The 24,533-nt window shown below is 69.9% G+C and carries 20 protein-coding genes and 3 pseudogenes; 9 read left to right on the forward strand and 14 right to left on the reverse strand.

The window, feature by feature from the left end:
• Window positions 1-651 (forward strand): annotated as a pseudogene (locus AQJ91_RS19060) (peptide-N4-asparagine amidase); the annotation flags it as partial.
• A 181-nt stretch (window positions 652-832) separates the two neighbouring features.
• Window positions 833-2,242 carry a cation:dicarboxylate symporter family transporter gene (locus AQJ91_RS19065; RefSeq protein WP_067022758.1) on the forward strand — a complete coding sequence of 470 codons (1,410 nt, stop codon included), beginning with the start codon at window positions 833-835 and terminating at the stop codon, window positions 2,240-2,242.
• Window positions 2,243-2,315: 73 nt separating this feature from the next.
• Here AQJ91_RS19065 and AQJ91_RS19070 read toward each other — a convergent pair whose 3' ends face one another.
• Window positions 2,316-2,765 carry a MarR family winged helix-turn-helix transcriptional regulator gene (locus tag AQJ91_RS19070; RefSeq protein ID WP_067022761.1) on the reverse strand — a complete coding sequence of 150 codons (450 nt, stop codon included), beginning with the start codon at window positions 2,763-2,765 and terminating at the stop codon, window positions 2,316-2,318.
• Window positions 2,766-2,859: 94 nt separating this feature from the next.
• Here AQJ91_RS19070 and AQJ91_RS19075 point away from each other — a divergent pair, with 94 nt between their 5' ends.
• Complete coding sequence (locus AQJ91_RS19075; RefSeq protein WP_067022764.1) at window positions 2,860-4,668, forward strand: ABC transporter ATP-binding protein; 1,809 nt, start codon at window positions 2,860-2,862, stop codon at window positions 4,666-4,668.
• 43 nt (window positions 4,669-4,711) lie between these two features.
• Window positions 4,712-5,554 carry an endolytic transglycosylase MltG gene (mltG, locus tag AQJ91_RS19080; RefSeq protein WP_067022767.1) on the forward strand — a complete coding sequence of 281 codons (843 nt, stop codon included), beginning with the start codon at window positions 4,712-4,714 and terminating at the stop codon, window positions 5,552-5,554.
• 179 nt (window positions 5,555-5,733) lie between these two features.
• Here the strand turns inward: mltG and AQJ91_RS19085 are convergent, their stop codons facing one another.
• On the reverse strand, window positions 5,734-6,801 hold the full coding sequence (locus AQJ91_RS19085) for an NAD(P)-binding domain-containing protein (protein WP_067022771.1): 1,068 nt from the start codon (window positions 6,799-6,801) through the stop codon (window positions 5,734-5,736).
• 437 nt (window positions 6,802-7,238) lie between these two features.
• Between AQJ91_RS19085 and AQJ91_RS19090 the strand changes: the two genes are divergently transcribed.
• Entirely contained in the window at window positions 7,239-7,661 is a 423-nt protein-coding gene (locus AQJ91_RS19090; RefSeq protein WP_067022774.1) for a YjbQ family protein, read from the forward strand.
• A gap of 267 nt (window positions 7,662-7,928) precedes the next feature.
• Here AQJ91_RS19090 and AQJ91_RS19095 read toward each other — a convergent pair whose 3' ends face one another.
• The 3 genes and pseudogenes from AQJ91_RS19095 to AQJ91_RS58255 all read right to left on the reverse strand — a co-directional run.
• Window positions 7,929-9,287, reverse strand: a complete 1,359-nt coding sequence (locus AQJ91_RS19095; protein ID WP_067022777.1) for an RICIN domain-containing protein — start codon at window positions 9,285-9,287, stop codon at window positions 7,929-7,931.
• Between the two features lie 31 nt (window positions 9,288-9,318).
• Window positions 9,319-10,761, reverse strand: a complete 1,443-nt coding sequence (locus AQJ91_RS19100) for an endo-1,4-beta-xylanase (protein ID WP_067022781.1) — start codon at window positions 10,759-10,761, stop codon at window positions 9,319-9,321.
• A 424-nt stretch (window positions 10,762-11,185) separates the two neighbouring features.
• Window positions 11,186-11,431 (reverse strand): annotated as a pseudogene (locus AQJ91_RS58255) (non-reducing end alpha-L-arabinofuranosidase family hydrolase); the annotation flags it as partial.
• Between the two features lie 988 nt (window positions 11,432-12,419).
• Between AQJ91_RS58255 and AQJ91_RS19110 the strand changes: the two are divergent.
• Complete coding sequence (locus AQJ91_RS19110; protein WP_067022786.1) at window positions 12,420-13,886, forward strand: non-reducing end alpha-L-arabinofuranosidase family hydrolase; 1,467 nt, start codon at window positions 12,420-12,422, stop codon at window positions 13,884-13,886.
• On the opposite strand, the gene AQJ91_RS55700 is transcribed toward AQJ91_RS19110, so the two are convergent.
• The 7 genes from AQJ91_RS55700 to AQJ91_RS19145 form a co-directional block, all read right to left on the reverse strand.
• A complete protein-coding gene (locus AQJ91_RS55700; RefSeq protein ID WP_067022789.1) occupies window positions 13,853-14,170 on the reverse strand; it encodes a hypothetical protein in 318 nt (105 codons plus the stop codon). The genes AQJ91_RS19110 and AQJ91_RS55700 overlap by 34 nt on opposite strands.
• A 56-nt stretch (window positions 14,171-14,226) precedes the next feature.
• A complete protein-coding gene (locus AQJ91_RS19120) occupies window positions 14,227-15,087 on the reverse strand; it encodes a 3-hydroxybutyryl-CoA dehydrogenase (protein WP_067022791.1) in 861 nt (286 codons plus the stop codon).
• Between the two features lie 274 nt (window positions 15,088-15,361).
• The gene (locus tag AQJ91_RS19125; protein ID WP_067022793.1) at window positions 15,362-15,562 is read right to left on the reverse strand and encodes a hypothetical protein; all 201 of its coding nucleotides are present in this window, start codon (window positions 15,560-15,562) and stop codon (window positions 15,362-15,364) included.
• 144 nt (window positions 15,563-15,706) lie between these two features.
• Window positions 15,707-16,675: a PDR/VanB family oxidoreductase gene (locus tag AQJ91_RS19130; protein WP_067022796.1), complete on the reverse strand. Its 969-nt coding sequence runs from the start codon at window positions 16,673-16,675 to the stop codon at window positions 15,707-15,709.
• A 19-nt stretch (window positions 16,676-16,694) separates the two neighbouring features.
• Window positions 16,695-17,885: an acetyl-CoA C-acyltransferase gene (locus tag AQJ91_RS19135; protein WP_067022799.1), complete on the reverse strand. Its 1,191-nt coding sequence runs from the start codon at window positions 17,883-17,885 to the stop codon at window positions 16,695-16,697.
• Window positions 17,886-17,942: 57 nt separating this feature from the next.
• Window positions 17,943-18,548, reverse strand: a complete 606-nt coding sequence (locus AQJ91_RS19140; RefSeq protein WP_067022802.1) for a histidine phosphatase family protein — start codon at window positions 18,546-18,548, stop codon at window positions 17,943-17,945.
• Between the two features lie 52 nt (window positions 18,549-18,600).
• Entirely contained in the window at window positions 18,601-20,139 is a 1,539-nt protein-coding gene (locus AQJ91_RS19145) for an AMP-binding protein (protein ID WP_067022805.1), read from the reverse strand.
• Between the two features lie 240 nt (window positions 20,140-20,379).
• Here AQJ91_RS19145 and AQJ91_RS19150 point away from each other — a divergent pair, with 240 nt between their 5' ends.
• The 3 genes from AQJ91_RS19150 (at window position 20,380) to AQJ91_RS19160 (ending at window position 23,253) form a co-directional block, all read left to right on the forward strand.
• Entirely contained in the window at window positions 20,380-21,621 is a 1,242-nt protein-coding gene (locus tag AQJ91_RS19150; RefSeq protein WP_067022808.1) for an acyl-CoA dehydrogenase family protein, read from the forward strand.
• A 78-nt stretch (window positions 21,622-21,699) separates the two neighbouring features.
• Window positions 21,700-22,464: an SDR family NAD(P)-dependent oxidoreductase gene (locus AQJ91_RS19155; protein ID WP_067022811.1), complete on the forward strand. Its 765-nt coding sequence runs from the start codon at window positions 21,700-21,702 to the stop codon at window positions 22,462-22,464.
• Between the two features lie 3 nt (window positions 22,465-22,467).
• A complete protein-coding gene (locus AQJ91_RS19160; protein WP_067022815.1) occupies window positions 22,468-23,253 on the forward strand; it encodes a ThuA domain-containing protein in 786 nt (261 codons plus the stop codon).
• Between the two features lie 47 nt (window positions 23,254-23,300).
• Here AQJ91_RS19160 and AQJ91_RS55705 read toward each other — a convergent pair.
• A pseudogene (locus AQJ91_RS55705) lies at window positions 23,301-23,444 on the reverse strand (NAD(P)-dependent alcohol dehydrogenase); the annotation flags it as partial.
• A complete protein-coding gene (locus AQJ91_RS19165) occupies window positions 23,441-24,520 on the reverse strand; it encodes an ABC transporter permease (RefSeq protein ID WP_067022818.1) in 1,080 nt (359 codons plus the stop codon). The pseudogene AQJ91_RS55705 and the gene AQJ91_RS19165, both read right to left, overlap by 4 nt.
• Between the last annotated feature and the right edge of the window lie 13 nt (window positions 24,521-24,533).

The following is a 24,533-nucleotide window of genomic DNA, read 5'->3' on the forward strand; positions in this document are numbered from 1 at the left end:
CAGAGCGGCTGGAGCGCCCCCGTGAACGTCCTCGTCTGGCAGGACGCGAAGAGCGCACAGGTCACCGGGAAGCTCACCGCGCACAGGGCGGGCGATCGCGCCAACTCCTCGGCGTACACGCCTGGTTCGGAGCACCGGGTGGACACCGAGGGTGGTCACCGACTGACCGTCGCCGGATACGTCGACACCTCGCACGGCCGGGTGGCGACCACCGTCAGCCGCACCCTGGCCAACACCTCCACGCACCGCTGGACCGACGGCGAGAACCTCGACGCACTCGACGCCTCCTGGACGGACGACGAGTCGGTCACCATCGACGGACGAGGCCCGGCCCGCACGACGCGCACCCACCGGACGTACGCGATGGACGGCACGACCACGCTCGGCGCGGACGACCGGCTCCGCACCGTGCTGACCCTCGGTGACCGCGCCTCGGCCGTGACGACGCGCGACGGCCGGCGCATCGCATGGGCCCGGCTCGACGACACGTACACGGGCGACGCGGCCTGGACGGTGAACGTGCCGCGCGACCAGCGCCACGCGGTCGGCACGTCGCGCGAGCGCTATCGGCTGTACGGCTCCGACGGCTGCTACGACCGGTCCCTCGCCACCGTTCAGGGGGTGCTCACGGAGCATCTCAGCGGCTGCTGAGGCGAGTTGTGTGCGATGCGTCACGCGAGGCGTGATTTACACGGCTGCAACACGGGTGTCTTGTGCGGGATCAACGACACCTACAAAGTGATCGCTACGGAAGTCGCTTTCCGTATCGCAGAAGATTGCAGAAGTCCCGTCCTGGCTTCTGTGGTGCCATCCGTCCCCTCAAGGAGTGCTCGTGCCGCAGTCCGTCCCGTCCCTGCCGCGACGCGTCGCACGTATATTGCGTACCTCTCTCTTCGCGCAGGTCGCCTGTGCACTCGTCCTCGGAATCGTCGTCGGGAAGCTGTGGCCCGACCTGGGCGCGGATCTCCAGCCGCTCGGCGACGGTTTCATCCGGCTGATCAAGACGATCATCTCGCCGCTCGTGTTCTGTGTGGTCGTCGTCGGTATCGCCAAGGCCGGTGATCTGAAGGCGTTCGGGCGGATCGGGCTCAAGGCTCTGATCTGGTTCGAGGTCGCGTCCACGGCCGCCCTGATCATCGGCCTGGTCGCCGCCAACGTCGTCCAGCCGGGCTCGAGCATGAACGTCGACCCGTCCTCGCTCGACGCCTCGGCGGTCGACGCGAAGACGAACGGCGGCTCGCTGCCCTCGACGACCGAGTTCGTCCTGAACGCGCTGCCCACCAGTTTCATAGGCGCCTTCGCAGAGAACTCCCTGCTCCAAGTGCTGGTGCTGGCCTGTCTGGTGGGCGCCGCGCTGCTGCACCTCGGCCACACCAAGGTGCCGCAGGTTTTGCCCGCCATCGAGCAGGCCCAGGAGGTCATCTTCGCGATCGTCGGCTTCGTCATGCGGCTGGCCCCGATCGCGGTGTTCGGTGCGATGGCCGTCCTGGTCGGCCAGTACGGGCTCGGCGTGATGGAGACCTACGCCAAGCTGATCATCCTGTGCTACGCCGCCGCGGCCGTCTTCATCGCCCTCCTCGCCGTCGCCCTCAAGGTGGTGACCGGACTCAGCCTCTGGCAGTTCCTGCGCTACATCCGTGAGGAGATGCTGCTCGCACTGGGCACCGCGTCCACCGAGTCCGTCCTGCCGCGCGTGATGCAGAAGCTGCGCAAGGCCGGCGCCCGCGACGACGCCGTGGGCCTCGTCCTCCCCACGGGCTACTCCTTCAACCTGGACGGCGCCTCGCTCTACCTGTCCATCGGCACGCTGTTCATCGCCCAGGCGGTCGGCGTCGACCTCAGCCTGAGCCAGCAGATCACCGTCCTCCTGGTGCTCATGCTGACCAGCAAGGGCATGGCCGGCATCCCCGGTTCGGCCTTCCTCGCCCTGTCCGCGACCGCCTCCTCGCTGGGTGCCATCCCCGCCGGTGCCGTCGCTCTGCTGCTGGGCGTGGACCGCATCATGGACTCGATGCGCGTCGTGACGAACCTGCTCGGCAACTGCGTCGCCGTCTTCGCCGTCTCCCGCTGGGAGGGTGCGCTGGACGCGGACCGGGCGAAGAAGGTCCTGTCCGGCGAGATCGTGGTCACGCTGGACGACGAGGAGCCGGAGGCACCGGACCTCAAGAAGGCCGTACCCGCTGAGGAGCCCGCCGCCGTTCCCGCCCAGCCGGCCAAGGAGACCGCCTCCGAGGTCGGTTGACACCAGGCACCAGTACACGGCCGCTGCCGCCACTCCAGCCTCACGGAGTGGCGGCGGCGGCCGATTCACGCGCTCAGCAGCGCCGGACGGCGTCCCCGTCGATCAGCGTGTCCAGCAAGCCGCCCAGCACCTCGCGCTGTTCGTCCGTCAGCGGCGCCAGGATCTCCGCCGCCGCCGCCCGCCGCGCCCCGTGCAGTTCGCGCAGTGCCTTGTGGCCGTCGTCCGTGATCTCTATCCGGATGACCCGCCGGTTGGTCGGATCGGGTACCCGCCGCACCTTCCCGCTCGCCTCCAGGCCGTCGACCAGCGAGGTGACGGCACGTGGGACCACTTCCAGCCGTTCGGCGAGATCGGCCATCCGGGGCGGCGAGCTGTAGTGCGCGAGCGTGCGCAGCAGACGGGACTGCGCGGGGGTGACGCCCAGGCCGCACTCCTGTAGATGACGCTTCTGGATCCGGTGCACCCGGCGGGTGAACCGCAGCAGTTGCTCGGCGAGCGGGCCGTCGGGATCGGGGGTGGTCATGCGGGAACAATATCAGGACGACGTTCATTGTGAGCATAGGTAACAATGAGCTATGCTCCGTCAGTCCCCGACCTCGAATCACCCGTAGGAGCCCATGCACCCCGAAAAAGAACCCGCCTGGACGCCACTCGCCGACGAGCAGGAACAGCCCCGGCAGGTGCGCCGCATCCTGAAACTCTTCCGTCCGTACCGCGGACGCCTCGCGATCGTCGGCCTCCTGGTCGGCGCCGCGTCCCTGGTCTCGGTCGCCACGCCCTTCATGCTCAAGGCCGTCCTGGACGTCGCGATCCCCGAGGGCCGCACCGGCCTGCTCAGCCTGCTCGCGCTCGGCATGATCCTGAGCGCCGTCCTGACCAGTGTCTTCGGCGTGCTGCAGACCCTGATCTCGACGACGGTCGGCCAGCGCGTCATGCACGACCTGCGCACCGCCGTCTACGGCCGGCTGCAGCGCATGTCGCTCGCCTTCTTCACCCGCACCCGCACCGGCGAGGTCCAGTCCCGCATCGCCAACGACATCGGCGGCATGCAGGCCACCGTCACCTCGACGGCCACCTCGCTGGTCTCCAACCTGACCAGCGTGGTCGCCACGATCGTCGCGATGCTCGCCCTCGACTGGCGGCTGACCATCGTCTCGCTGCTCCTGCTGCCGGTCTTCGTCTGGATCAGCCGCCGAGTGGGCAACGAACGCAAGCGGATCACCACCCAACGCCAGAAGCAGATGGCCGCGATGGCCGCCACGGTCACCGAGTCGCTCTCGGTCAGCGGCATCCTGCTCGGCCGCACGATGGGCCGCTCCGACTCGCTGACCAGTGCCTTCGCCGAGGAGTCCGAGCGGCTGGTGGACCTCGAGGTGAGGTCGAACATGGCCGGCCGCTGGCGTATGGCCGTCATCTCGATCGTCATGGCCGCGATGCCCGCCTTCATCTACTGGACCGCCGGCATGGCGCTTCAACTGGGCGGCCCCGAAGTCTCCATCGGCACGATCGTCGCCTTCGTCTCGCTCCAGCAGGGCCTGTTCCGCCCGGCCGTGAGCCTGCTCGGCACGGGCGTCCAGATCCAGGCCTCGCTCGCGCTCTTCCAGCGCATCTTCGAGTACCTCGACCTGCCCATCGACATCACCGAACGGGACCGGCCCCTCCACCTCGACACCATCAAGGGCGAGGTCCGCTTCGAGGGCGTCGAGTTCCGGTACGACGGCGACGACAGGGGCGGCCCGATCCTCGGCGGCATCGACATCACCGTCCCGGCGGGCGGCAGCCTCGCGGTCGTCGGCCCGACCGGCGCCGGCAAGTCGACGCTCGGCCATCTGGTGCCGCGGCTGTACGACGTGACGGGAGGCCGGGTCACCCTCGACGGGGTCGACGTCCGTGACCTCGACTTCGACACCCTGGCCCGCGGGGTCGGCGTCGTCTCGCAGGAGACGTACCTCTTCCACGCCTCGGTCGCCGACAACCTGCGCTTCGCCAAGCCGGACGCCACCGACGAGGAGCTGGAGGCGGCGGCGAAGGCGGCCCAGATCCACGACCACATCGCGTCCCTGCCCGACGGCTACGACACGGTCGTAGGAGAGCGCGGTCACCGTTTCTCCGGTGGCGAGAAGCAGCGCCTGGCCATCGCCCGCACCATCCTGCGCGACCCGCCTGTCCTGATCCTCGACGAGGCGACCAGCGCCCTGGACACCCGCACCGAACGCGCCGTCCAGGAGGCCATCGACGCCCTGTCCGCCAACCGCACCACGCTCACCATCGCGCACCGCCTGTCCACCATTCGGGGTGCCGACCAGATCGTGGTCCTCGACTCCGGCGGCGTCGCCGAACGGGGCACGCACGAGGAGCTGTTGGAACGGGAGGGGCGGTATGCGGCGCTGGTCCGCCGGGACGCCCGACTGGAGCCGACAAGATGACGATATGCCAGGTTTGTACGGTTTGGCGGGTTACCGTGCGCACATGCACATGAACACTCCGCCACGGAGCGCGATTCGACTGACGCGCCGGGGCCGACTCGTCCTCATCGCGACCGGGGCCGTCGTGGCCGGCACCGCCGTGGCGGTGCCGCTGCTGGGCCTGGACAGCGAGGAGGAGAAGAAGCCCACCGCGCTGGTCATCCCGGAGGGCTGGCGCGCCGGCCAGATCTACGACGCCGTCGACAAGGCCCTCACCGTGCCACCCGGCACCACCAGGAAGTCGCTCGGCAAGGCCCGCCTCAAGCTGCCGAACGACGCCGACGGCAACCCCGAGGGCTACCTCTTCCCGGCGACGTATCCGCTCGAGAAGGACGGGAAGAAGGCGACGCCGGAGTCCCTGCTGTCGTTCATGGTCGACACCGCCAACCGGAAGTTCAACGGCGCCCCGATCGCGGCCGGCGCGCAGCGCAACGCCATGAACGTCTACCAGGCGGTCACCATCGCGAGCATCGTCCAGGCCGAGGCCGCCACCAAGGCCGACATGGGCAAGGTCGCCCGGGTGATCTTCAACCGGCTCGAACGTGGGATGCCGCTGCAGATGGACTCGACCATCAACTACGCGCTGAACCGCTCCACGCTGAAGACGACCGCCGCGGACACCCGGATCGAGAGCCCCTACAACTCGTACCAGCGCATGGGCCTGCCGCCCACGCCCATCGCCAACCCCGGCGAGGAGGCGATGCGCGCCGCGATCACCCCGACGCCGGGCGACTGGCTGTACTTCGTCACGGTCAAGCCGGGCGACACCCGCTTCACCGCCGACCACGCGGAACACCAGCGCAATGTCGCCGAGTTCAACGCCCACCAGAAGCGGCCCGGGAAGTGACGCGGTGGCTTCCCGCGCAGTGGTGTAGCGGCGCGGAGTTCACGGCTCCGCAGGTCAGCGCAGCTGCGTGAGCGGCGCAGACGGCCGTGCGGAGGGCCGGCCGACGTCTTCCCTCGGCGCGCCGAGCGGAGCCGCGCGGTCCGCAGGGCGCCACGCCACGGGACGCCACCGACGGGACATCACGCGGCGACCGGCTCTCCGGCCAGCAACCGCCTGATGTCCCGCACGGCCGCGCGGCCCGCCCGGTTCGCGCCGATGGTGCTGGCGGACGGCCCGTAGCCGACGAGATGGATCCGAGGATCGGCGACCGCCCTCGTCCCCTCGACCCGGATCCCGCCGCCCGCCTCACGCAGCCGCAGCGGCCTCAGATGGTCGATGGCGGCCCGGAACCCGGTCGCCCAGAGGATGACGTCGGCATCCACGCGGTGCCCGTCGGCCCATTCCACGCCGTCCGGTGTGATCCGGTCGAACATGGGCTGCCGGTCCAGGATCCCGTCCGCGATCCCCTGCCGGATCGCGTCGTTGAGCGGCAGCCCGGTCACCGACACGACGCTCTTCGGCGGCAGCCCCTGCCGGACCCGCTCCTCGACGAGCGCGACGGCCTCCCGGCCCACGTCCTCGGTGAAGGGGCCCTCGCGGAAGACGGGCGGGCGCCGGGTCACCCAGGTGGTGGCGGCCGCGAACGGGGCGATCTCCAGCAGGTGCTGCGTCCCCGACGCACCCCCGCCCACCACGACAACACGCTGACCTGCGAACTCCTCCGGCCCGGGATACTGCGCGGTGTGCAACTGCCGCCCCCGGAAGGTCTCCTGGCCCGGATAGCGCGGCCAGAACGGCCGGTCCCAGGTGCCGGTCGCGTTGATCAGCGCCCGCGCCGACCAGTCCCCGGCCGAGGTCTCGACGAGCAGCCGCCCGCCCTCGCCCTCCCGTACGGCACGCACGTCGACGGGACGCCGTACCCGCAGGTCGAAGGTCCGCTCGTACGTGTCGAAGTACCCGGCGATAACTTCGGACGACGGCCGTGCGGGATCCGCGCCGGTCAGCTCCATACCCGGCAGCGAGTGCATCCCGTGCACCTTGCCGTACGTCAGCGAGGGCCACCGGAACTGCCAGGCGCCGCCAGGAGCGGGGGCGTGGTCGAGGGCGACGAAGTCGCGGTCCGGCTCGAAGCCGGTGCGGCGCAGGTGATAGGCGCTGGACAGACCTGCCTGACCAGCGCCTATGACGACTACCTCGGTGTTGTTCACGTTTCTACTAACCGCACCGGGTGCGGAGATCTTCCCGCGAGGTCAGCGCCCGCTCGCGACGAGCGGCGGAGCACCACCCTCCGTCGCCGCAGGGCCGATCAGCCCACGCGCCGCCGGCTCAGGAATCACCCTGATCCTCGCCGACCCTGAACAGCCCGGAGACGAGGGCGAGTCCGGTACCGAAGGCCGCGCCGAGCGCGAGTCCGGCGGCGGTCAACACGCCGGTGCTGCTGAGGAGTTGCCGCAGGGCGAGGAGGAGAAGGGGCCGGTGGTGCGGCGCAGCCAGCGGGGGACGGCGCGTGGTACGGGCGGGAGATGGGGAGAAAAGGCGTCAGCGGCCGCGGCGACACGCGGCGAAGGCCACCCGCAGCCTTCGATATCAGGGCCCGGGCGGTCGGCCGCGCGTGAACCCTGCCCCATGGGTGACGATGGGAGGCATGTCAGACGCCTTCACCACCCGAGTTCTGAACGTCGTGTCCGGCTCCTCGGAGGCGGTCGTCGACCTCACCCGCCACTGCGAGGCCTTCCTGAGGGAGGCGGCGGCCGGCCGCGACGGCCTCCTGAACATCTTCGTCCCGCACGCGACCGCCGGCGTCGCGATCATCGAGACGGGCGCCGGCAGCGACGACGACCTCCTGACCGCTCTGCACACCCTCCTCCCCGCCGACGACCGCTGGCAGCACCGCCACGGCAGCCCCGGCCACGGCCGCGACCACGTCCTCCCGGCGATCGTGCCGCCGCATGCGACGTTGCCGGTGCTGGGTGGGAGGCTGGAGTTGGGGACGTGGCAGTCGGTGTGTCTGGTGGACACCAATATCTCCAATCCCAACCGTCAGGTTCGGTTGAGCTTCCTGGGATGACCAAGATCACCGTCCAGGGGGTGGCCGCGAATTCTCCGCACGCTGCGTGCTCGAAATGGAGACCTTGCGCGGTACGGACCTGAACATGATCGAGCGACCCTATGACGGGTGCGGAAAATGTCTGCTTGGAGTGCGGCGGCTGTCCCGCATGAAGGCGGCGACCTCTTCCGCAAACGGGGGCAAACCCCGCTCCATCCTTCAACCTGAGATAGACGCCGACGGAGTGGAGCCAGGATCATCCTGGCTCCACTCCATGGTGCGGGCCTGTCACTGGAACTGTGCGAAGAACCTCCAGATCTCTGCTTTGGTCCAGGTGGCGACGCCGCTTTCGTTGGGGGAGCCGTCGACCGGACCGGGTATGTGGCCTCCGTCGAACGCGGCCCATTGGACCGGGTATCCGGCACGGCAGCCCGAGTAGGTGGTGGTGATGTGCGTTCGGCTGCCCGGGGCGGGCTCGCGCGGGCTCTGGGGAGTGCAGCCGTTGTTGGCGACGAACTTGTCGCGCAGGGACCGTCCTTGCGCAATGGTGAGGACGTTGTCGCTGATGCCGTGGATGCCGAAGTAGGCGGTGGGCTGGGTGCCGCCGCTGCACCCGCTGATCTGGCCGCCGGAGATGACCGCGACGGCCCTGAAGACGTTCGCCCGGGAGCATGCGAGTGCGTAACTCATACCGCCGCCCCAGCTGAAACCCGTGGCGAAACGCTGTGCCGTGTTGACGCAGAGGCCGCCCTCGATTCGCCGGATCATGTCGTCGACGAAGGTGACGTCCTCACCGTCCGAATTGGCCCAGCCGTTGCCGAGGCCCTGGGGGGCGACGAGGATCGCGCCGTTGTTCGACTGCTCCTGTTGGCCGTAGTAGGACCAGGCGTTCCCGCTCGTGCCGCCCGAGGCGACGTCGCCGGCGGTTCCGCCCCGCCAGTGGAACGCGAAGATCAGCCGGTAGCGGTGGCTGTTGTCGTAGTTGGCGGGAACCCTGAGGATGAAGCTGCGGCTCTTACCGCCGCTCTGAATCGTGTGCGTACCGCTCGCCAGAGTCGGGGCGCTGCCGCATCCGCCGCCACCGGACGACAGCTTGATCATCTGCCATTGCTGGTTGGCGCCGCCCCAGTCGGTGTACTGGACGACGTTGCCGCCGTCGGCGGTGGAGGCGCCCTGCACCTCCACCGCCTTGCCGCTGTTGCGGTTGATCAGCCGGACGTGGCCCGCGTCGGAGTCGGCCAGGCGGAACTGCTGGTTGGCCCCGTTGTGGTCGGCCCACTGCTGGATCGCGGCACCGTCGGCGGTCGAGGCGTCGGCCACGTCGAGAACCTTGCCCGAATGCCGGGCCTTGAGCCGGTAGAAGCCGCCGCCGGAATCCACGAACTGCCACTGCTGGTTGGTTCCGTCGTTGCGCGTCCACTGGCTGACCCGCGCGCCGTCGGCGGTGGACACGTCATAGACGTCCAGCGCCTTGCCGCTGTTGCGATTGACCAGGGCGTACCAGGCGTTGGTGTCCACCGTCGCCGCCTCGGCGGGCACCGCGCCGAGCATGCCGATCGCGAGGGTCGCCGCCACCGCGGCGGCGACCCGGGACCACCAGCGATGCCTTCGTGGAGGGGCGGGGGAAGCCGCACCATGGGTCTTCATCGATTCACCCTTTCGTTTATGGCAGGTCCCGTCAGGTGTGGGTCCAGCGTTGGTTGCTGCCGTTCCAGCAGGAGTAGAGCTGGATCAGGGTGCCGTTGGCGGTGCCGCCGGCGGCGGCGTCGAGGCAGAGGCCGGACTGGACGCCGACGATGGATCCGTCGGAGTTGAGGCGCCACTTCTGGTTGTCGCCGCCCCAGCAGCTGTAGATCTGGACTTTGGCGCCGTTGCCGGTGCCGGCGGCGTCCAGGCACTTGTTGGCGTAGACCCTGAGCTCGCCCGCGGCGGTGTAGGTCCACTGCTGGTTGGTGCCGTTGTGGCAGTCCCACAGGTTGAGCTGGGTGCCGTCGGTGGTGCCGGCGCCGGGCACGTCCAGGCAGCGGCCTGAAGCGACGCCCTTGATCTGTCCGGAATCCGAAGGGGGCGTAGAGGAGTCGGCGTTGAGCGCATTGAGGACGGCGGTGTAGGCGGGCTTCTTGCTGCCGTCGCCGTTGAACAGCAGCGGCGAGTGCTCCGGTCGCCAGGAGTCGGTGTCGCGCACACCCCAGACGGTGATGCCGAGGCAGCGCGGGACGGCCAGGCAGTCGTTGGTCACGTTGGCGTAGGTCGTGGCCGAGGCGCCCTGGATGTCGAGTTCGGTGATGGCCACGTCGACGCCGAGGGCGGCGAAGTTCTGCAGGGTGGTGCGGAAGTTGCTGTTGTAGGGGCTGCCGCTGTTGAAATGCGACTGGAAGCCGACGCAGTCGATCGGCACGCCGCGCTGCTTGAAGTCTCGGACCATGGCGTACATGGCCTGGGTTTTGGCCCAGGTCCAGTTCTCGACGTTGTAGTCGTTGTAGCAGAGCTTGGCGGCCGGGTCCGCGGCGCGCGCGGTGCGGAAGGCGACCTCGATCCAGTCGTTGCCGGTGCGCTGCAGGTTGGAGTCGCGCCGGGCTCCCGAACTGCCGTCGGCGAACGCCTCGTTCACGACGTCCCACTGGGCGATCTTGCCCTTGTAGTGGGACATCACGCCGTTGATGTGGCCGATCATCGCCTGGCGCAGGTTGCTGCCGCTGAGGCTCTGCATCCAGGCGGGCTGCTGGGAGTGCCAGGCCAGGGTGTGGCCGCGCACCTGCTTGCCGTTCTGCACCGCCCAGTTGTAGACGCGGTCACCGGCGGTGAAGTTGAACTGGCCCCGCTGGGGTTCGGTGGCGTCGATCTTCATCTCGTTCTCGGCCGTCACCGAGTTGAACTCGCGGCCCGCGATCGTCGTGTACGCCGAGTCGTTGAGCCGGCCCGAGGCGATGGCGGTGCCGAAGTAGCGGCCGCTCTGCGCCGCCGCGGCGCCGAGCGTGCTCTCGGCCGTGCTTTCGGCGGCGTGTGCGGTCGGCGGCGAGACCGGTGCGGCGACCGCACCGAGGACGCCGACGACCAGCGCTATCAGCAGACCGCCGAACTTCCGGCGGACGGCGGGTGGGGGAATGGCATGCGAAGCCATGACTGTGCCTCCAGGGTAGAAATCACGGAAGGACTGAAGCGCAGGGGAATGCGTCGTCCGCTCCCACTCGGCAGACGGACGGGTCGGGTCGGAACCCGGGCAGCGCGGGATCAGCGGACATCGTGGTCATGGGACCGGGACGATCTCGACCGGCACGGACAGCGCTCGGTCGGCCGCCGGGTGACGTAGGGCCTTGCAGGATGAGCCCGGTTGGATCGTCTGCCCGGGTCTGGTCGGCCATGGATCAGGCGCAGGCATTCCCGTTGAGGGTGAAGGCCGTGGGGGAGGGATTGGTCCCCGCGGTGGGCGCGGTCAGGAGGCCGCCGACGAGGAGCGAACCCGTCAGCAGGGTGGCGGCGAGGCGTCTGGGGTGGCGTAACAGAGGGGTGGGGGGCATGAGCGGCTCCTGTGTCGATGGTGGTCGGCAGGGGGAGTTGGTCTGGGTGAGCAGGCCCATTCGCCAGGGCAGGCGGAGGTGGTCGCCGTCGGCGCTGGGCCCATGCCCTGGTAGAGGTACTGCAGTCGGCAGGGATTGGGCGAAGGGTTCGTTCTCGGTGGCGGCCAGGGGTGTCCAGGTCCGGGTGGAGGTGAAGGAGCGGAAGTAGCGTCGGCCGGTGGAGCCGATGGCCTCCTGGAGGAGCAGGTACTGGTTGCTGCCGGCGACCTTGTAGTACACGTCGGTCGCGCCTCGAACACCGCGGCGATTGCTGAGCCCTTGAGTCTCCGTGACCGACGTCTCGGAGATCGGGGTAACACCGACATGATCGTCCCTTCTCTGTGGAGGCGTTCTTGGTGCCCAGCGGGCGCCATGGGCGGCGGCGGAGGCTGGGAGCGCTCCCATTCGAAATATCGAACAGAGGTTGGTGGGTCGAAGACTCGGAGGCGGACAGTAGTGACGCACAGGACAGTCGTCAACAGGTGCGGACTCATACGGGAGTTGAGGATGTGACGGACACGTCTCCTGGGTTGGTGTAGAAGCCGGTCGGGGATCGTTTGCCGGCTCGTCGTGTCAGGGCTCGGGGCTGGGAGGCGGTGATGGTGTCATGGCTGGAGCGGTGGGAGACCGTGGCGCGGGGTCGGCACGCTGAACTGCGTGGGCAGACCGAGGGGTTGACGGCCCAGGCGATGACGGCCAGAGGTGGGCGCTGCTTGCTCAACTCTCCTCCTCCGTGCGGACACCTTGGGCCGGCGAGGTGTATCGAAACATTCGGAGATTTTCCGGTCGACCGACATGCCTGTTAAGCCCAAAGGGGGCGCTGTTTGTGGACAGATCGGCGACAGGTCTTGACCGGGAGGCTCCACGTTCCTAGCTTGTGGCGTCAAAGAATTCGAGAAGCTTCCGAAAATTTCGAGAATGAACCGACATCCCTCACCCCGGAGGTCCCCTTGGCCAGCACTCCCCGGACGCCTGGTGGATCCGCCGGCGTGACGGCCCCCTGGCCGCAGCCGTCACAACCGGCCGTCAGCTGGAACGGCTGAAGGCCGGAGACCTCTCACGTCTCGGCCACGGCGAAGTGGTCCGGCTGGAGCGCCCAGGGCGCCAGCTCTTCGGCATGTGCGGCCGCCTTCACACCTATCCCGTCCCCGACCCCCGGAGCGGCGCTCCGCGGTTCATCGGGGTCACCTCACCCCCCGCCCCCCCCCAAGGAGATCTTCTGATGTGGTCTCGCCATCCGTCCCCGGCCTACCTGAGACGCTTACTCGCCGTCCTTGCGCCATTGCTGCTCGTGGCCACCTTCCTCGGTGCCCAGCCCGCCGCTGCGGCGACCGTCGACACCAACGCCTGGTATGTGCTGGTCAACCGCAACAGCGGCAAAGCCCTTGACGTCTACAACCTGGCGACCAACGACGGCGCCCGCATCACCCAGTGGACCAGGAACGACCAGAACCAGCAGCAGTGGCAGTTCGTCGACTCCGGCGGCGGTGACTACCGCATCAAGTCCCGCCACTCCGGCAAGGTACTGGACGTCTACAACCGGTCCACCGCCGACGGCGGCTCGATCGTCCAGTGGGCCGACCTGAACGGCACCAACCAGCAGTGGCGGCTGGCCGACAGCTCGGACGGCTACGTGAGGTTCATCTCGCGCCACAGCAACAAGGCCCTCGAAGTGCAAGGCGGCTCCACCGCCGACAACGCGAACATCGTCCAGTACGACGACTGGGGCGGCACCAACCAGCAATGGCAGCTCGTCAAGGTCGGCGGCGGCAACCCCGGCCCGTGCGATCTTCCGTCGACATACCGCTGGACATCAACGGGCGCGCTCGCGCAGCCCAAGCCGGGGTGGGTCTCGCTCAAGGACTTCACCGTCGTCCCCCACAACGGCAGGCAACTCGTCTATGCGACGACGCACGACACGGGGACGAGGTGGGGTTCGATGAACTTCGGCCTGTTCACCAACTGGTCGGAGATGGCCTCGGCCAGCCAGAACACCATGTCAACTTCCACCGTCGCGCCCACGCTCTTCTACTTCGCGCCGAAGAACATCTGGGTGCTCGCCTACCAGTGGGGTGGGACTGCCTTCTCCTACCGGACGTCGAACGACCCCACCAACCCGAATGGCTGGTCATCCGAGCAGGTGCTCTTCTCCGGGAGCATCCCCGGCTCCGGAACCGGACCCATCGACCAGACGCTCATCGGTGACGGGACGAACATGTACCTGTTCTTCGCCGGTGACAACGGCAAGATCTACCGGGCCAGCATGCCGATCGGGAACTTCCCGGGCAGCTTCGGCTCGTCGTACACGACGATCATGAGCGACACGACGAACAACCTGTTCGAAGCCCCGCAGGTGTACAAGCTCCAGGGCCAGAACCGCTACCTCATGATCGTCGAGGCGATCGGCTCACAGGGCCGCTACTTCCGCTCGTTCACAGCCACCAGTCTGAACGGCTCATGGACACCCCAGGCCGCGACCGAGAGCAATCCCTTCGCCGGGAAGGCCAACAGTGGCGCCACCTGGACCAACGACATCAGCCATGGCGAACTGATCCGCACCAGCGCCGATCAGACCATGACCGTGGATCCCTGCAATCTGCAGTTGCTCTACCAGGGGCGCAGCCCCAACTCCGGCGGCGACTACGGTCTCCTGCCCTACCGTCCGGGTCTGCTGACACTGCAGCGCTGACGGCGTGACACGGGTCCGGCTCCGGTATGGAGCCGGCGGGGCGGGCTCGGCGGAAGGCCGAGCCCGCCCGGGTTACGCGACAACGTCTCCTGGATGTCCTGCCGGGGTAGTTGAAGGCCGAACGCGTCGTCCAGGGCGTGAAAGTACAGCTCAAACTCGCCGGTCATCTCTGGGTGGTCCAGTTCGGCGCGGCGTACGGCCCGGTTGAGGAAGTCGATGCGGCGGCCGTCGCGCATGTAGTCGAAGGTGTAGACGGCCTTCGCGGCGGTGGCGCTCAGGTGCACAGTCTGACCTTCATGTGGATGGTCTTGCTGACTCGCGGGGGGGGCTTGCCCCTTGTTCAAGCGTCGTAGGTGTGGAAGCCGCGGCCGCTCTTGCGGCCGAGGTGGCCTGCGGCGACCATGCGGCGCAGCAAGGCGGGCGGGGCGTACAGCGGTTCCTTGAACTCCTCGTACATCGACTCGGCCACCGCTTGCGCGGTGTCGAGGCCGATGAGGTCGAGCAGGCGCAGTGGTCCCATGGGGTGGGCGCAGCCGAGCTCCATGCCGTGGTCGATGTCGTCCGGGCGTGCGGCGCCCGATTCCACCATCCGTACCGCGCTGAGCAGGTAGGGCACGAGCAGGGCGTTGACGACGAATCCGGAGCGGTCGGGTGCCTGGATGACCTGCTTGCCCAGCTGGCGGGCGAAGCCGCGGGTGCGCTGCACGGTCTCCTGGCTGGTGGTCAGGGCGGGGATGAGCTCGACCAGTTGCTGCACGGGCACGGGGTTGAAGAAGTGCATGCCGATGAGTTGTGCGGGCCGCTCGGTGGCGACGGCGAGATCGACGATGGGGATCGAGGAGGTGTTGGTGGCCAGGATCGCCGCCGGGTCTTCGACCGCCTTGTCCAGGGCTCGGAGGACGTCGGTCTTGATGTCGCGGTTCTCGGCGACGGCTTCGACGACGAACTGGCGGTCGGCCATGTCGCTGAGGTCGTGGGTGAAGGACAGTTTGGCGACGGCCTGGTCTCGCTGCTGTGCGCTGAGCTTGTCACGCCGCACGCCCCTGTCGAGGGAGTCGATGAGACGGCGGCGGCCGGTCTCCACGGCGTCATGGGTGGCTTCGGCGACGCGGACGTCGATGCCGCTGAGGGCGGCGACTTCGGCAATGCCGGAGCCCATGAGGCCGCAGCCGACGACGCCGAGACGGGTGACGGGATCCATCTGAGGTCCTATCCGATGAGTGGCTGCACGGGGGTTTCTGGGGCCTGGTCCAGACGTTGCGGCGGTACTGGCCGCCGACCTCGAAGAAGGCCTCGGTGATCTGCTGAGGCGAGCAGACCCGGGCGGCGTCCATGAGGACGGCGAAGACGTTGTGGCCGCTCACCGTCGCGTCCTTGAGAGCAGTCAGGGCGGCGTGGGCCGGTCCCGGTGGCGGGCCTGGTGGTCCCGCGTCGGCCGGTCAAGAGGACGGTCACCCCGCTGGTGCGCAGCCGCGCTATCGCCTCGGGCACGATGACGCCGCCTCCACCGCCCACCACGCGGACGCGCTCCGCTCCCGCCCGTGCAGCGACTCGACCAGGTACTCGAAGTACTCCACCTCGGCGCCCTGGGACCGGAAGATCCGCCGCATGATGTTGATCGACGTGTCCGCTCCGTCGAACAGGGCCGAAGCGGTGACCAGGCGGACGGGGTGCACGGTTGGTGCAGATCGCTCATGGGGGCCTTCCCGGACGGGGCGGGGGAACGCCGGCTGGAGAGATACTAGGACGTCCTAGTAAATTGCTGGAGGTGGCGGCGATGTGAGCAGCGGCACAGGAGCGGTGCGAGAGAGTCCCACTGGTCACAGGTCGAGGACCAGACGAGGCCCGCACGAGCGGGAGACGCAGATGAGCATGGTGTCGCAGGTGGCACGCTCGTCCTCGGTCAGCAGGGAGTCGCGGTGGTCGGGCCGGCCGTCGAGCACGTCGGTCTCGCAGGTGCCGCATGTGCCCTCCCGGCAGGAGGAGGCCACCGCGACGCCGGCCTCCTCCACGGCTTCGAGCACCGAGCGGTGCGGCGGCACGGTGAGGGTGAGCCCGGAACGGGCGAGCTCCACCTCGAAGGCCTCGGCCGGGCCGGCCCCGGCCGCCTCGGCCGGGGCGAACCGCTCGACGCCCAGCGTGCCCGGGGGCCAGTCCGCGGACTTCTCCTGCACGGCCCGCAGCAGGGGCTCGGGACCGCAGGCGTGCACCAGGGTGTCCGGCTCGGGTGGGCCGAGGAAGGCGGCGAGGTCCAGCAGGCCGTACTCGTCCTGAGGGCGAATCAGTACACGGTCCCCGTACGGGGCGAGACGGTCCAGGAACGCCATGGAGGTACGCGTGCGGCCGCCGTACAGCAGACGCCAGTCGGCCCCCGCGGCCTCGGCGACCTCGGCCATGGGAAGGATCGGCGTGATACCGACGCCGCCTGCGACGAACAGATGGCGTGCGGCGGGACGCAGCGGGAAGTTGTTCCGTGGTCCGCGGACCCGGACGGTGCTGCCTTCGCGCAAGTGGTCGTGGACGTACGCGGAGCCGCCGCGGCCCTGCGGCTCGCGCAGCACGGCGATCTGCCAGGCCTCGCGTGCCTCCGGGTGCCCGCACAGGGAGTACTGACGGATCAGGTCGCCGTCGTCGCTGTCCAGGAGTACGTCGATGTGGGCACCCGGCGTCCAGGAGGGGAGTGCCTCGCCGTCCGAGCGGCGCAGGGTGAGGGAGACGACTCCGTCGGCGGCGGGGGCGCGGGTCGCCACGGTGAGGATCGTCTCGGCCAGGGGCAGATGGTCGTTCATCGCGCGTCAGCTCCGGGGTTCAGGCCTGTGCCGGCACGTGCAGCAGCAGCGCGTCGCCCTGGCCGCCGCCCCCGCACAGGGCCGCCGCTCCGCTGCCTCCTCCGCGCCGCCGCAGCTCCACCGCGAGGGTCAGCACCAGGCGGGCGCCCGTCATACCGACCGGGTGGCCGAGGGCGATGGCGCCTCCGTTGACGTTCACCTTCTCCAAGGGGATGTCCAGCTCTCGTACGGAGGCGAGGGCCACTCCGGCGAACGCCTCGTTGATCTCGAACAGATCCAGGTCGGCGGCCTTGAACCGGCCGTCCCGGGACAGGGCGTCGCGGACCGCGCCGGCCGGCTGGACCAGCAGCGAGGGGTCGGGGCCCGCGACCGTGCCGTAGGCGCCGATCTCGGCGAGCGGGGTCAGGCCCTCCCGCCGGGCGCGTTCCGCGCTCATCACGACGATGGCCGCGGCACCGTCGGAGAGCTGTGAGGAGTTGCCCGCGGTGATGGTGCCCCCGCCGGAGAAGGCGGGTCTCAGGCGCCCCAGGCTGTCGGCGGTGCTTCCCGGCCGTACGCCCTCGTCGGTGTCCACCACCGTCTCGCCGCGCCGTCCCGTCACCCTGAACGGGACGATCTCGTCGGTCAGCGCGCCGGACTCCCGGGCGCGGGCGGCCCGTTGGTGGGAGAGCGCGCTGTACTCGTCCTGCTCCTCGCGGGTCAGGGCGAACGGCTGCTGGTACCGCTCGGTGGCCGCGCCCATGGAGACGCCGTCGAAGGCGCAGACGAGGGCGTCGCGGTCGAGAGCGTCCTCGACGGCGGCCGCACCGTACTTCCAGCCGGTGCGAGTTCCGCGCAGCAGGTGCGGCGCGCCCGACATGGACTCCATGCCGCCCGCGACGACCACCTCGTGACGGCCGGAGGCGATCATGAGGTCGGCCAGGGCGATGGCATGCAGACCCGACAGGCAGAGCTTGTTGACGGTGCTCGCGGGGACGGAGAACGGGACTCCGGCGCGGATCGCGGCCTGCCGTGCCGGATTGGGGCCGGCCCCGGCCTGGACGACATGGCCCATGACGACGGCTTCCACGGCGGCCGGGTCCAGGTGCACGGCGGCCAGCGCCGCGCTGATGGCATGGGCGCCGAGGTCGACGGCGGACGCAGCGCTCAGGGTGCCCATCAGTTTACCGATGGGCGTTCTGGCTCCGGCGACGATGACGGATCCGGGCATGGCCGGGACCTCCTGGGGGAAGTGGGGCGGGTCGGCCCTGGGGACGGAGGGGGCGGGTCAGGCGATCGCGTCGACGGCACGCTCGGCGATCATGTGGGCCGTCTCGTTCACCGAGTGCAGAACGATCCGGCCGCCCGGCAGCCGCCGCACCCTGCAGACCGAGGTGTAGCCGGGGTGGAACCAGAACATCGTGGGCAGGCCGAGCACCGTCGCCAGATAGGTGTTGGTGATGCCGCCGTGGCACACGGCCGCGACCCGCCCGCCGGGATGGGTGTCGAGGATGGTGTCCATGGCCCGTACGGCACGCGCGCGGAAGGCGTCCCGGTCCAGATCGGGCACGAAGTCCTCGTACCGCCCCTCGGCGAGCGCCGCCGCCCGGGGATCGTTCGCGCCGATCTGCTCCGGTGGCGTGTAGGGGTGCGAGACGTCCGTGTCCCACTCGCGCAGGTCGTCCAGCACGGTCGCGGTCATGCCGGTGAGCCGTTCCAAGGGCGCCACCGTCTCGCGGGCACGCTGGAACGGGCTGGTGTACAGGGCGTCGACGTCCTCGTGCACGAGCCAGGCGGCGAGGCGCTCCGCCTGAGCGGTGCCCTCCGGCGACAGCCCCGGGTCGTACACGCCTGCCAGGGGGAGGCCGTGCCGGATGAGGAGGAGTTCGGTCATGAATGATCCTTCGTACGAGGGGTCGGCGGTTGTCGGCGGTCCTCGGCCCGGCTCACCCCGCGATGGTCCGCTCGGAGTGCCAGTAGGGGCGGCGCATCGCGCGTTTGTCGAGCTTGCCCATCGCGTTGCGCAGGAGCTCAGGAACGAACTCGTACGACTTCGGGCACTTGTAGGCGGCCAGCCGGTCGCGGCAGAACCGGTCCAGTTCCTCGGCCTGCGTCCCGTCCACGGCTGCCACGACCAGCGCCCGCAGCGACTCGCCGAAGTCCGGGTCGGGCACGCCGATGACCGCGACCTCGGCGACCGCCGGGTGCTGCCGCAGCACCGCCTCGCTCTCCGCCGGGTACAGGTTGACACCGCCGGAGACCACGACGTCCGCGGCTCGGTCGGTGATGAAGATGTAGCCGTTCGCGTCGACGTAGCCGATGTCGCCGAGGGTGAAGACGCCGGGGGAGAGATAGGCGGCCTTCGTCTTGTCCAGGTCCGCGTGGTAGCGCACGCCCCGGTCCTCGGGGGCGCGGAAGGCGAGCAGTCCCCGTTCGCCGGGCGGCAGCGGCCGGCCGTCGTCATCGGTCACCAGGACCTCGAACGGGGGCTGGACGCGCCCCACCGAGCCGGGGTGTTCGAGCCACTCGGTGCTGCCGATGCGGGCCACGGTGCCCGCCTCGCTGGCGCCGTACGACTCGGTCAGCACCGGACCGAACCACTCGATCATGGCCCGCTTCACGTCCGGCGGGCACGCGGATCCCGTGTGGGACACCTGTGCGAGGCTGGAGACGTCGTACCGGGCTCGTACCTCTTCCGGCAGGGCGAGCAGCCGTTGGAAGTGGGTGGGCACCATGACGGTGGAGGTGATCCGCCACTTCGCGACGCGGCTCAGGAAGATCGCCGGGTCGTATCTGCCGAGTACGACCACCTGCTGACCGGCCGCAAGGTGCCGCAGTGACGTCAGCGGCGCGTTGTGCTGCAGCGGGCCGCACACCAGGTGCGGTCCCGGCGGGAATCCGGGCCGGGCGGCCATCGTGGCCAGATACGCGGCGCTGTCGGCGACCGGGCCGGTCACCCAGCGCACCTCGGTGCCGCGTGCCCGGCCCGTGGTTCCCGAGGTGTAGACGAGGGGCGGCCGGGCGGGCCGGTCCGCGGGAACGGGTCGCCCGGCGGGCGTGGCCGCCAGCCACAGGTCCCAGTCGAAGGCGTGCCCGATCGCCGGAGTTCCGTGCATCACCAGCGGCAGGCCCAGTTCCCTGGCCGCGTCCAGGGCGGCGCCCGCCCCGGCGGGGCCGGCGATGATCCCTGTCGCCCCCGCGTCGATGATCTGGTCCACGAGCTCGCCCGGCGTCAGATGCCGGGACGCGGCCACGGTCCCCACACCGGCGCGCAGTCCGGCCAGATGGGCCACCACCGTCGGTATGGCGTTGTCGCCCAGCACGACGACCCGGTCGTGAGGGCCGGGGGCGATCTCCAGCAGCCGTGCCGCCGCCCGTGTCACCTGGTCGGCGAGGCCGGACCAGGACAGCACTTCCCAGTCGTCCGCCAGGGCGGGTTCGTCTGGGGTCTCCCGGGCGCGACGGTCGAGTGGCAGCAGCGACATGGCTCCTCCGGCGGCTCTCGGTCCTCTCCCGCGTTCAGGGGAGAGTCGATGCCCAGACTGTAGCGTTTATCAAGAAAGTGCGGAACACTCTGAACCAAGCCGAACGCATCCCAGCGTGGTTGAGCAGATGGTTTGAGTGTTTCCCTGCTCGCCGTTACTGAAGCTGCCGTCTGGTAAGTGTCGTCTGGTAAGTGTCGTCTGGTAAGTGTCGTCTGGTAAGTGCCGTCCCAAGGAGGAGCCATGTCCCAGCCCGACCCGGACGCATGGCGCACACAGGTCCGACAGTGGCTGGCCACCGTGCTCGAACCGGCGCGAGCGCCGGAGACGACCGGCGAGGCCGCCGGCCTTGCCGTGTTCCACAACATCCCCGAAGCCGAGGAGCGCCTGCTGCTGGAGCGCTGCCGCGCCTACCAGCGAGCCCGCTTCGACGCCGGGTACCAGGCCCTCACCCTGCCCCGGGACAAGGGCGGCGCCGGCCTGACCGCCGCCCACGTGGCTGCCTTCGCCCAGGAGGAGTCGGCCTTCGAGGTGCCGCCGTCCACCGAGCTCATCAGTGTCACCGTGCGCCTGGTCGCGATGGCCGTCTCCCTGTTCGGGACGGCCGAGCAGCGCCATGACTACGCACACGCGTTCCTGCGCACCGACCTGCTGGCCTGCCAGCTCTTCAGCGAACCCGGCGCCGGCTCCGACCTCGCGGCCCTGCGCACCCGCGCCCGGCAGGAGGATGGGGGAGACTGGGTGATCGACGGTCAGAAGGTGTGGACCTCGGGAGCACAGTTCGCCGACTACGGCCTACTGCTCGCCCGCACCGATCCGGATGTCGTCAAACAGGCGGGCATCACCGCCTTCCTGGTCCCGATGGACGCCTCCGGCGTGGAGGTACGCCCCATCCGCCAGATGAGCGGCGGAGCCTCCTTCAACGAGGTCTTCCTCAGCGGTGTACGCGTCCCGGACCGGCTCCGGATCGGGCGCCCGGGTCAGGGCTGGGAGGTCGCCACCACCACCCTCGGCTTCGAACGGACCGCCTCCGGCAGCGGCAACCGGCGCAAGGGCGGCACCTTCACGGACGTTCTCGCCCTCGCACGCTCTCTCGGCCGCACCGACGACCCGCTGGTCCGTCAGCGCCTCGCCGACCTGTACGTCCGCACCGCGCTGCGCGCCGCGACCGTGGACCGCGTCGCCAGAACGAGCGCCTCCGGCGGCCGGCCAGGCCCCGAGGCGTCGCTGACCAAGCTCATGGCCTCCGACCTGCTCATCCGCACCGGGCAGGTCGCCGCCGAACTCATGGGCGCCCGGATCTGCGCCGACACGGGAGAGCCGGGAACATTCGCCTGGACCCAGCATCTGCTCGGCGCTCCCGGCTACCGGCTGGCCGGAGGCACCGACCAGATCCAGCGCAACCTGATCGGCGAGCGAGTACTGAAGCTGCCGCCGGAGCCGCGCGTGGACCGGGTGCCGTTCTCGCAGCTCTCCGGCAACTGAGGGACGACAACCCGAGGGGCCTCGGGGCTTCCCGCAATCACCCGGGGCCCGTTCCGCAATCACAAAGGAGTGACATCGATGGATCTGGCACTGACAGGCGCGAAGGCGCTGGTGACCGGCGCGAGCCGGGGTATCGGCCGGGCGATCGCCGGAACCCTGGCGGCCGAGGGCTGCGCGCTGGCGCTGTGCGCCCGGGGCGAGGAGGCGCTCGCCAAGGCCGCGGCCGAGTTGCGAGGCGAGGGTGCGACGGTGTTCGCCGAGCCGGTCGACGTCACCGACCGGGCCGCGCTCGCGGGATTCGTGGAGCGGGCGGCCGGTGAACTCGACGGCCTGGACCTGCTGGTGTCCAACGTGTCGGCGGGCAACGTCAAGGGCCCCGAGTCATGGGAGGCCAGCCTGCGCGGCGACCTGATCCCGTTCGCGGGACTCGTCGAGGCGGCCATGCCCCACCTGGAGGCCTCCGACCGGGCCGCCGTGGTCGCCATCGGCACCACCAACGCCTCCGACACCGCCCGACCCGCCGGCGCCAACTCCTACTCCGCCCTGAAGGCCGCCGTAGTCCAGCACGCCTCGGCCCTCGCGCACGCCCTCGCGCCGAAGGGCATCCGCGTCAACACCGTCTCGCCCGGCCCGATCGACTTCCCCGGCGGCGCCTGGGAGACCATCCGCACCAGCCGTCCGGAGGTGTACGAGGAGGTCCTCGCCAAGCTGCCGATCGGCCGCTACGGCACCGCGGAGGACGTGGCGGCCGCCGTGGCGTTCCTGCTCGGCCGGACCGGCTCCTTCTGTGTCGGGGTCAACCTCGTGGTGGACGGCGGGCTGCTGACCCGCGTCCAGTACTGAGCCGTGGCGGGCCCGGCCGGCCGTCTGGACGCCGTACTGGTCTGCGGCGGCAGGTGGCACGACTTCGACTACGCGCGGCTGAGGCTGCTGGAGCTGCTCGGTGAGCATCCGCGGGTGCGTACGACGGTCTTCCAGGACTACGACTGTGCCGCCTCGCTGGAGGGGGCCGACCTGCTGGTCACCTACACCTGCGATGTCCGGCCCCGCCCGGCCGAGCGGGTCGCGCTGGCACGGTTCGTCGAGCGGGGCGGGCGCTGGCTGGCCCTGCACGGCACCAACTCGGTGATCGAGCCGCCGGCTTCCGGCGGACCGCGGGTGTTCACCACGCCGCGGCTCCTCGGCGAAGTGGCGGTCGTGCTCGGCAGCCAGTTCCTGGCGCACCCGCCGATCGAACCGTACGAGGTGCGGGTGACCCGGCCCGACCATCCGCTGGTCGCCGGGATCGAACCGTTCACGGTCACCGACGAGCTGTACCTGTGCGAGCTGCACGGGGAGTTGGAGGTGCTGCTGCACGCCGAGTACACGGGCCCGTGCCGCGGTTTCGCCGAGAGCGACACGGCGGCTCTCGACAACGCACCCCGGCCGGTGCTGTACCTCAAGCGGTATGGGCTCGGCGAGGTCTGCTACTTCACCCTTGGCCATTGCCGCGGCCGCTACGACGTGCAGGACCTCGGCGTGCCGGACACCGGGCGCATGGACCGGGGACCGTGGGGGACACCGGAGTTCCTGACGGTACTGCGGCGCTGTGTGGCGCGGACGGTGGGCGTGCGGGGTCCGGCGGGCAGCTGAGCGGGACGGGGCAGCGGCCGGAGGATTTCGCCCCCGCCGCCCCTACCCGGCCAGCCCATGACCGCCAGGTCGGAGTGGCACAGCCCCGCCGCCGCGACCTTCAACAGCACCTGGCCCGGGCCGGGTTCGGGCACGGGAACCTCGACGACCTCAGGGGCACGTCCCACCTTCCGGTACTGCACGGCCTTCATCCTCTGTTCTCCTTACTGGTGGCAGGCATGGCGGCGCCCTCCGCGGGAGCCTCGGGGCCGGCATCCGAGGGGTTTCCCCTCCGGCGGCGCAGGACAGCGGGCAGGGCGATCCGGCCACCCGTCAGGACCAGCGCGACGATGAGGACCGAGCCGGTGAACAGGCTCGCGGCCCACTGGGCACTGGTGGCGAGCCCGAGGCCGGTGACGCCGGTGCCGAGCAGCAGGACGGCGAGCACCGTGCCCCAGGCGTTGAAGCGGCCGGCGCGCAGCTGCGTCGCCCCGACGAAGGCCGCGGCGTAGGCGGACAGCAGATACGGGGTGCCCGCGGTCGGCGATCCTGATCCGACCGAGGACGAGAAGACGATTCCGGCGAAACCGGAGAGCAGCGCGGAGGACACCAGGGTCAGGAAGCGCAGCCGGTCGGTGCGCACCCCTTGCAGCCGTGCCGCGTCGGCGTTGAAGCCGGTCGCGTACAACCGGCGCCCGGTGGCGGTGTGCTCCAGCAGGAACCAGATGGCCACCGAGGCGAGCAGCAGATACAGCACCGGCAGTGTGATACCGCCCGCGTCCAGCTGGGCGATGTTCGCGAACGGCTCGGCCAGCAGTTGCACGCCGGTGATGGAGCTGTCGTTGGTGACCATCGTGATCAGCGACTGGATCAGCGCCCCGGTCGCCAGGGTGGCGATGAACGAGTCGACGCGCAGCACCACGACCACGATTCCGTTGACGACCCCGATCAGCAGCGCGGCGGTCATCGCCAGAGCGATCGCGGCGGAGGGCCCGAGTCCGGCGGAGACCAGGAAGTAGGCGGTCAGCACGCTGGTGAGCGACATGGTGTAGGCGACCGAGAGGTCGAAGACACGGGCGGCCAGCGGCGGTACGACGCTGAGTGCCACCAACCCGGCCACGGCGTTGCCGTTGAGTATCTGCTTGACCGTGGTGGCGGTCGGGAATGTCTCCGGTGCCCAGACGGAGAAGAGCACGGCGATGACCAGCCACACGTAGACGGCGCCGATGTTCCGGAACGACAGGGCGGCCGCCGCCCGCCGGACCCGTACGGCCGGGACGAATGTCATGTCACTGGGTTCC

The sequence above is a fragment of the Streptomyces dysideae genome (genome assembly GCF_001514305.1).
In the GTDB taxonomy this organism is placed as follows: domain Bacteria; phylum Actinomycetota; class Actinomycetes; order Streptomycetales; family Streptomycetaceae; genus Streptomyces; species Streptomyces dysideae.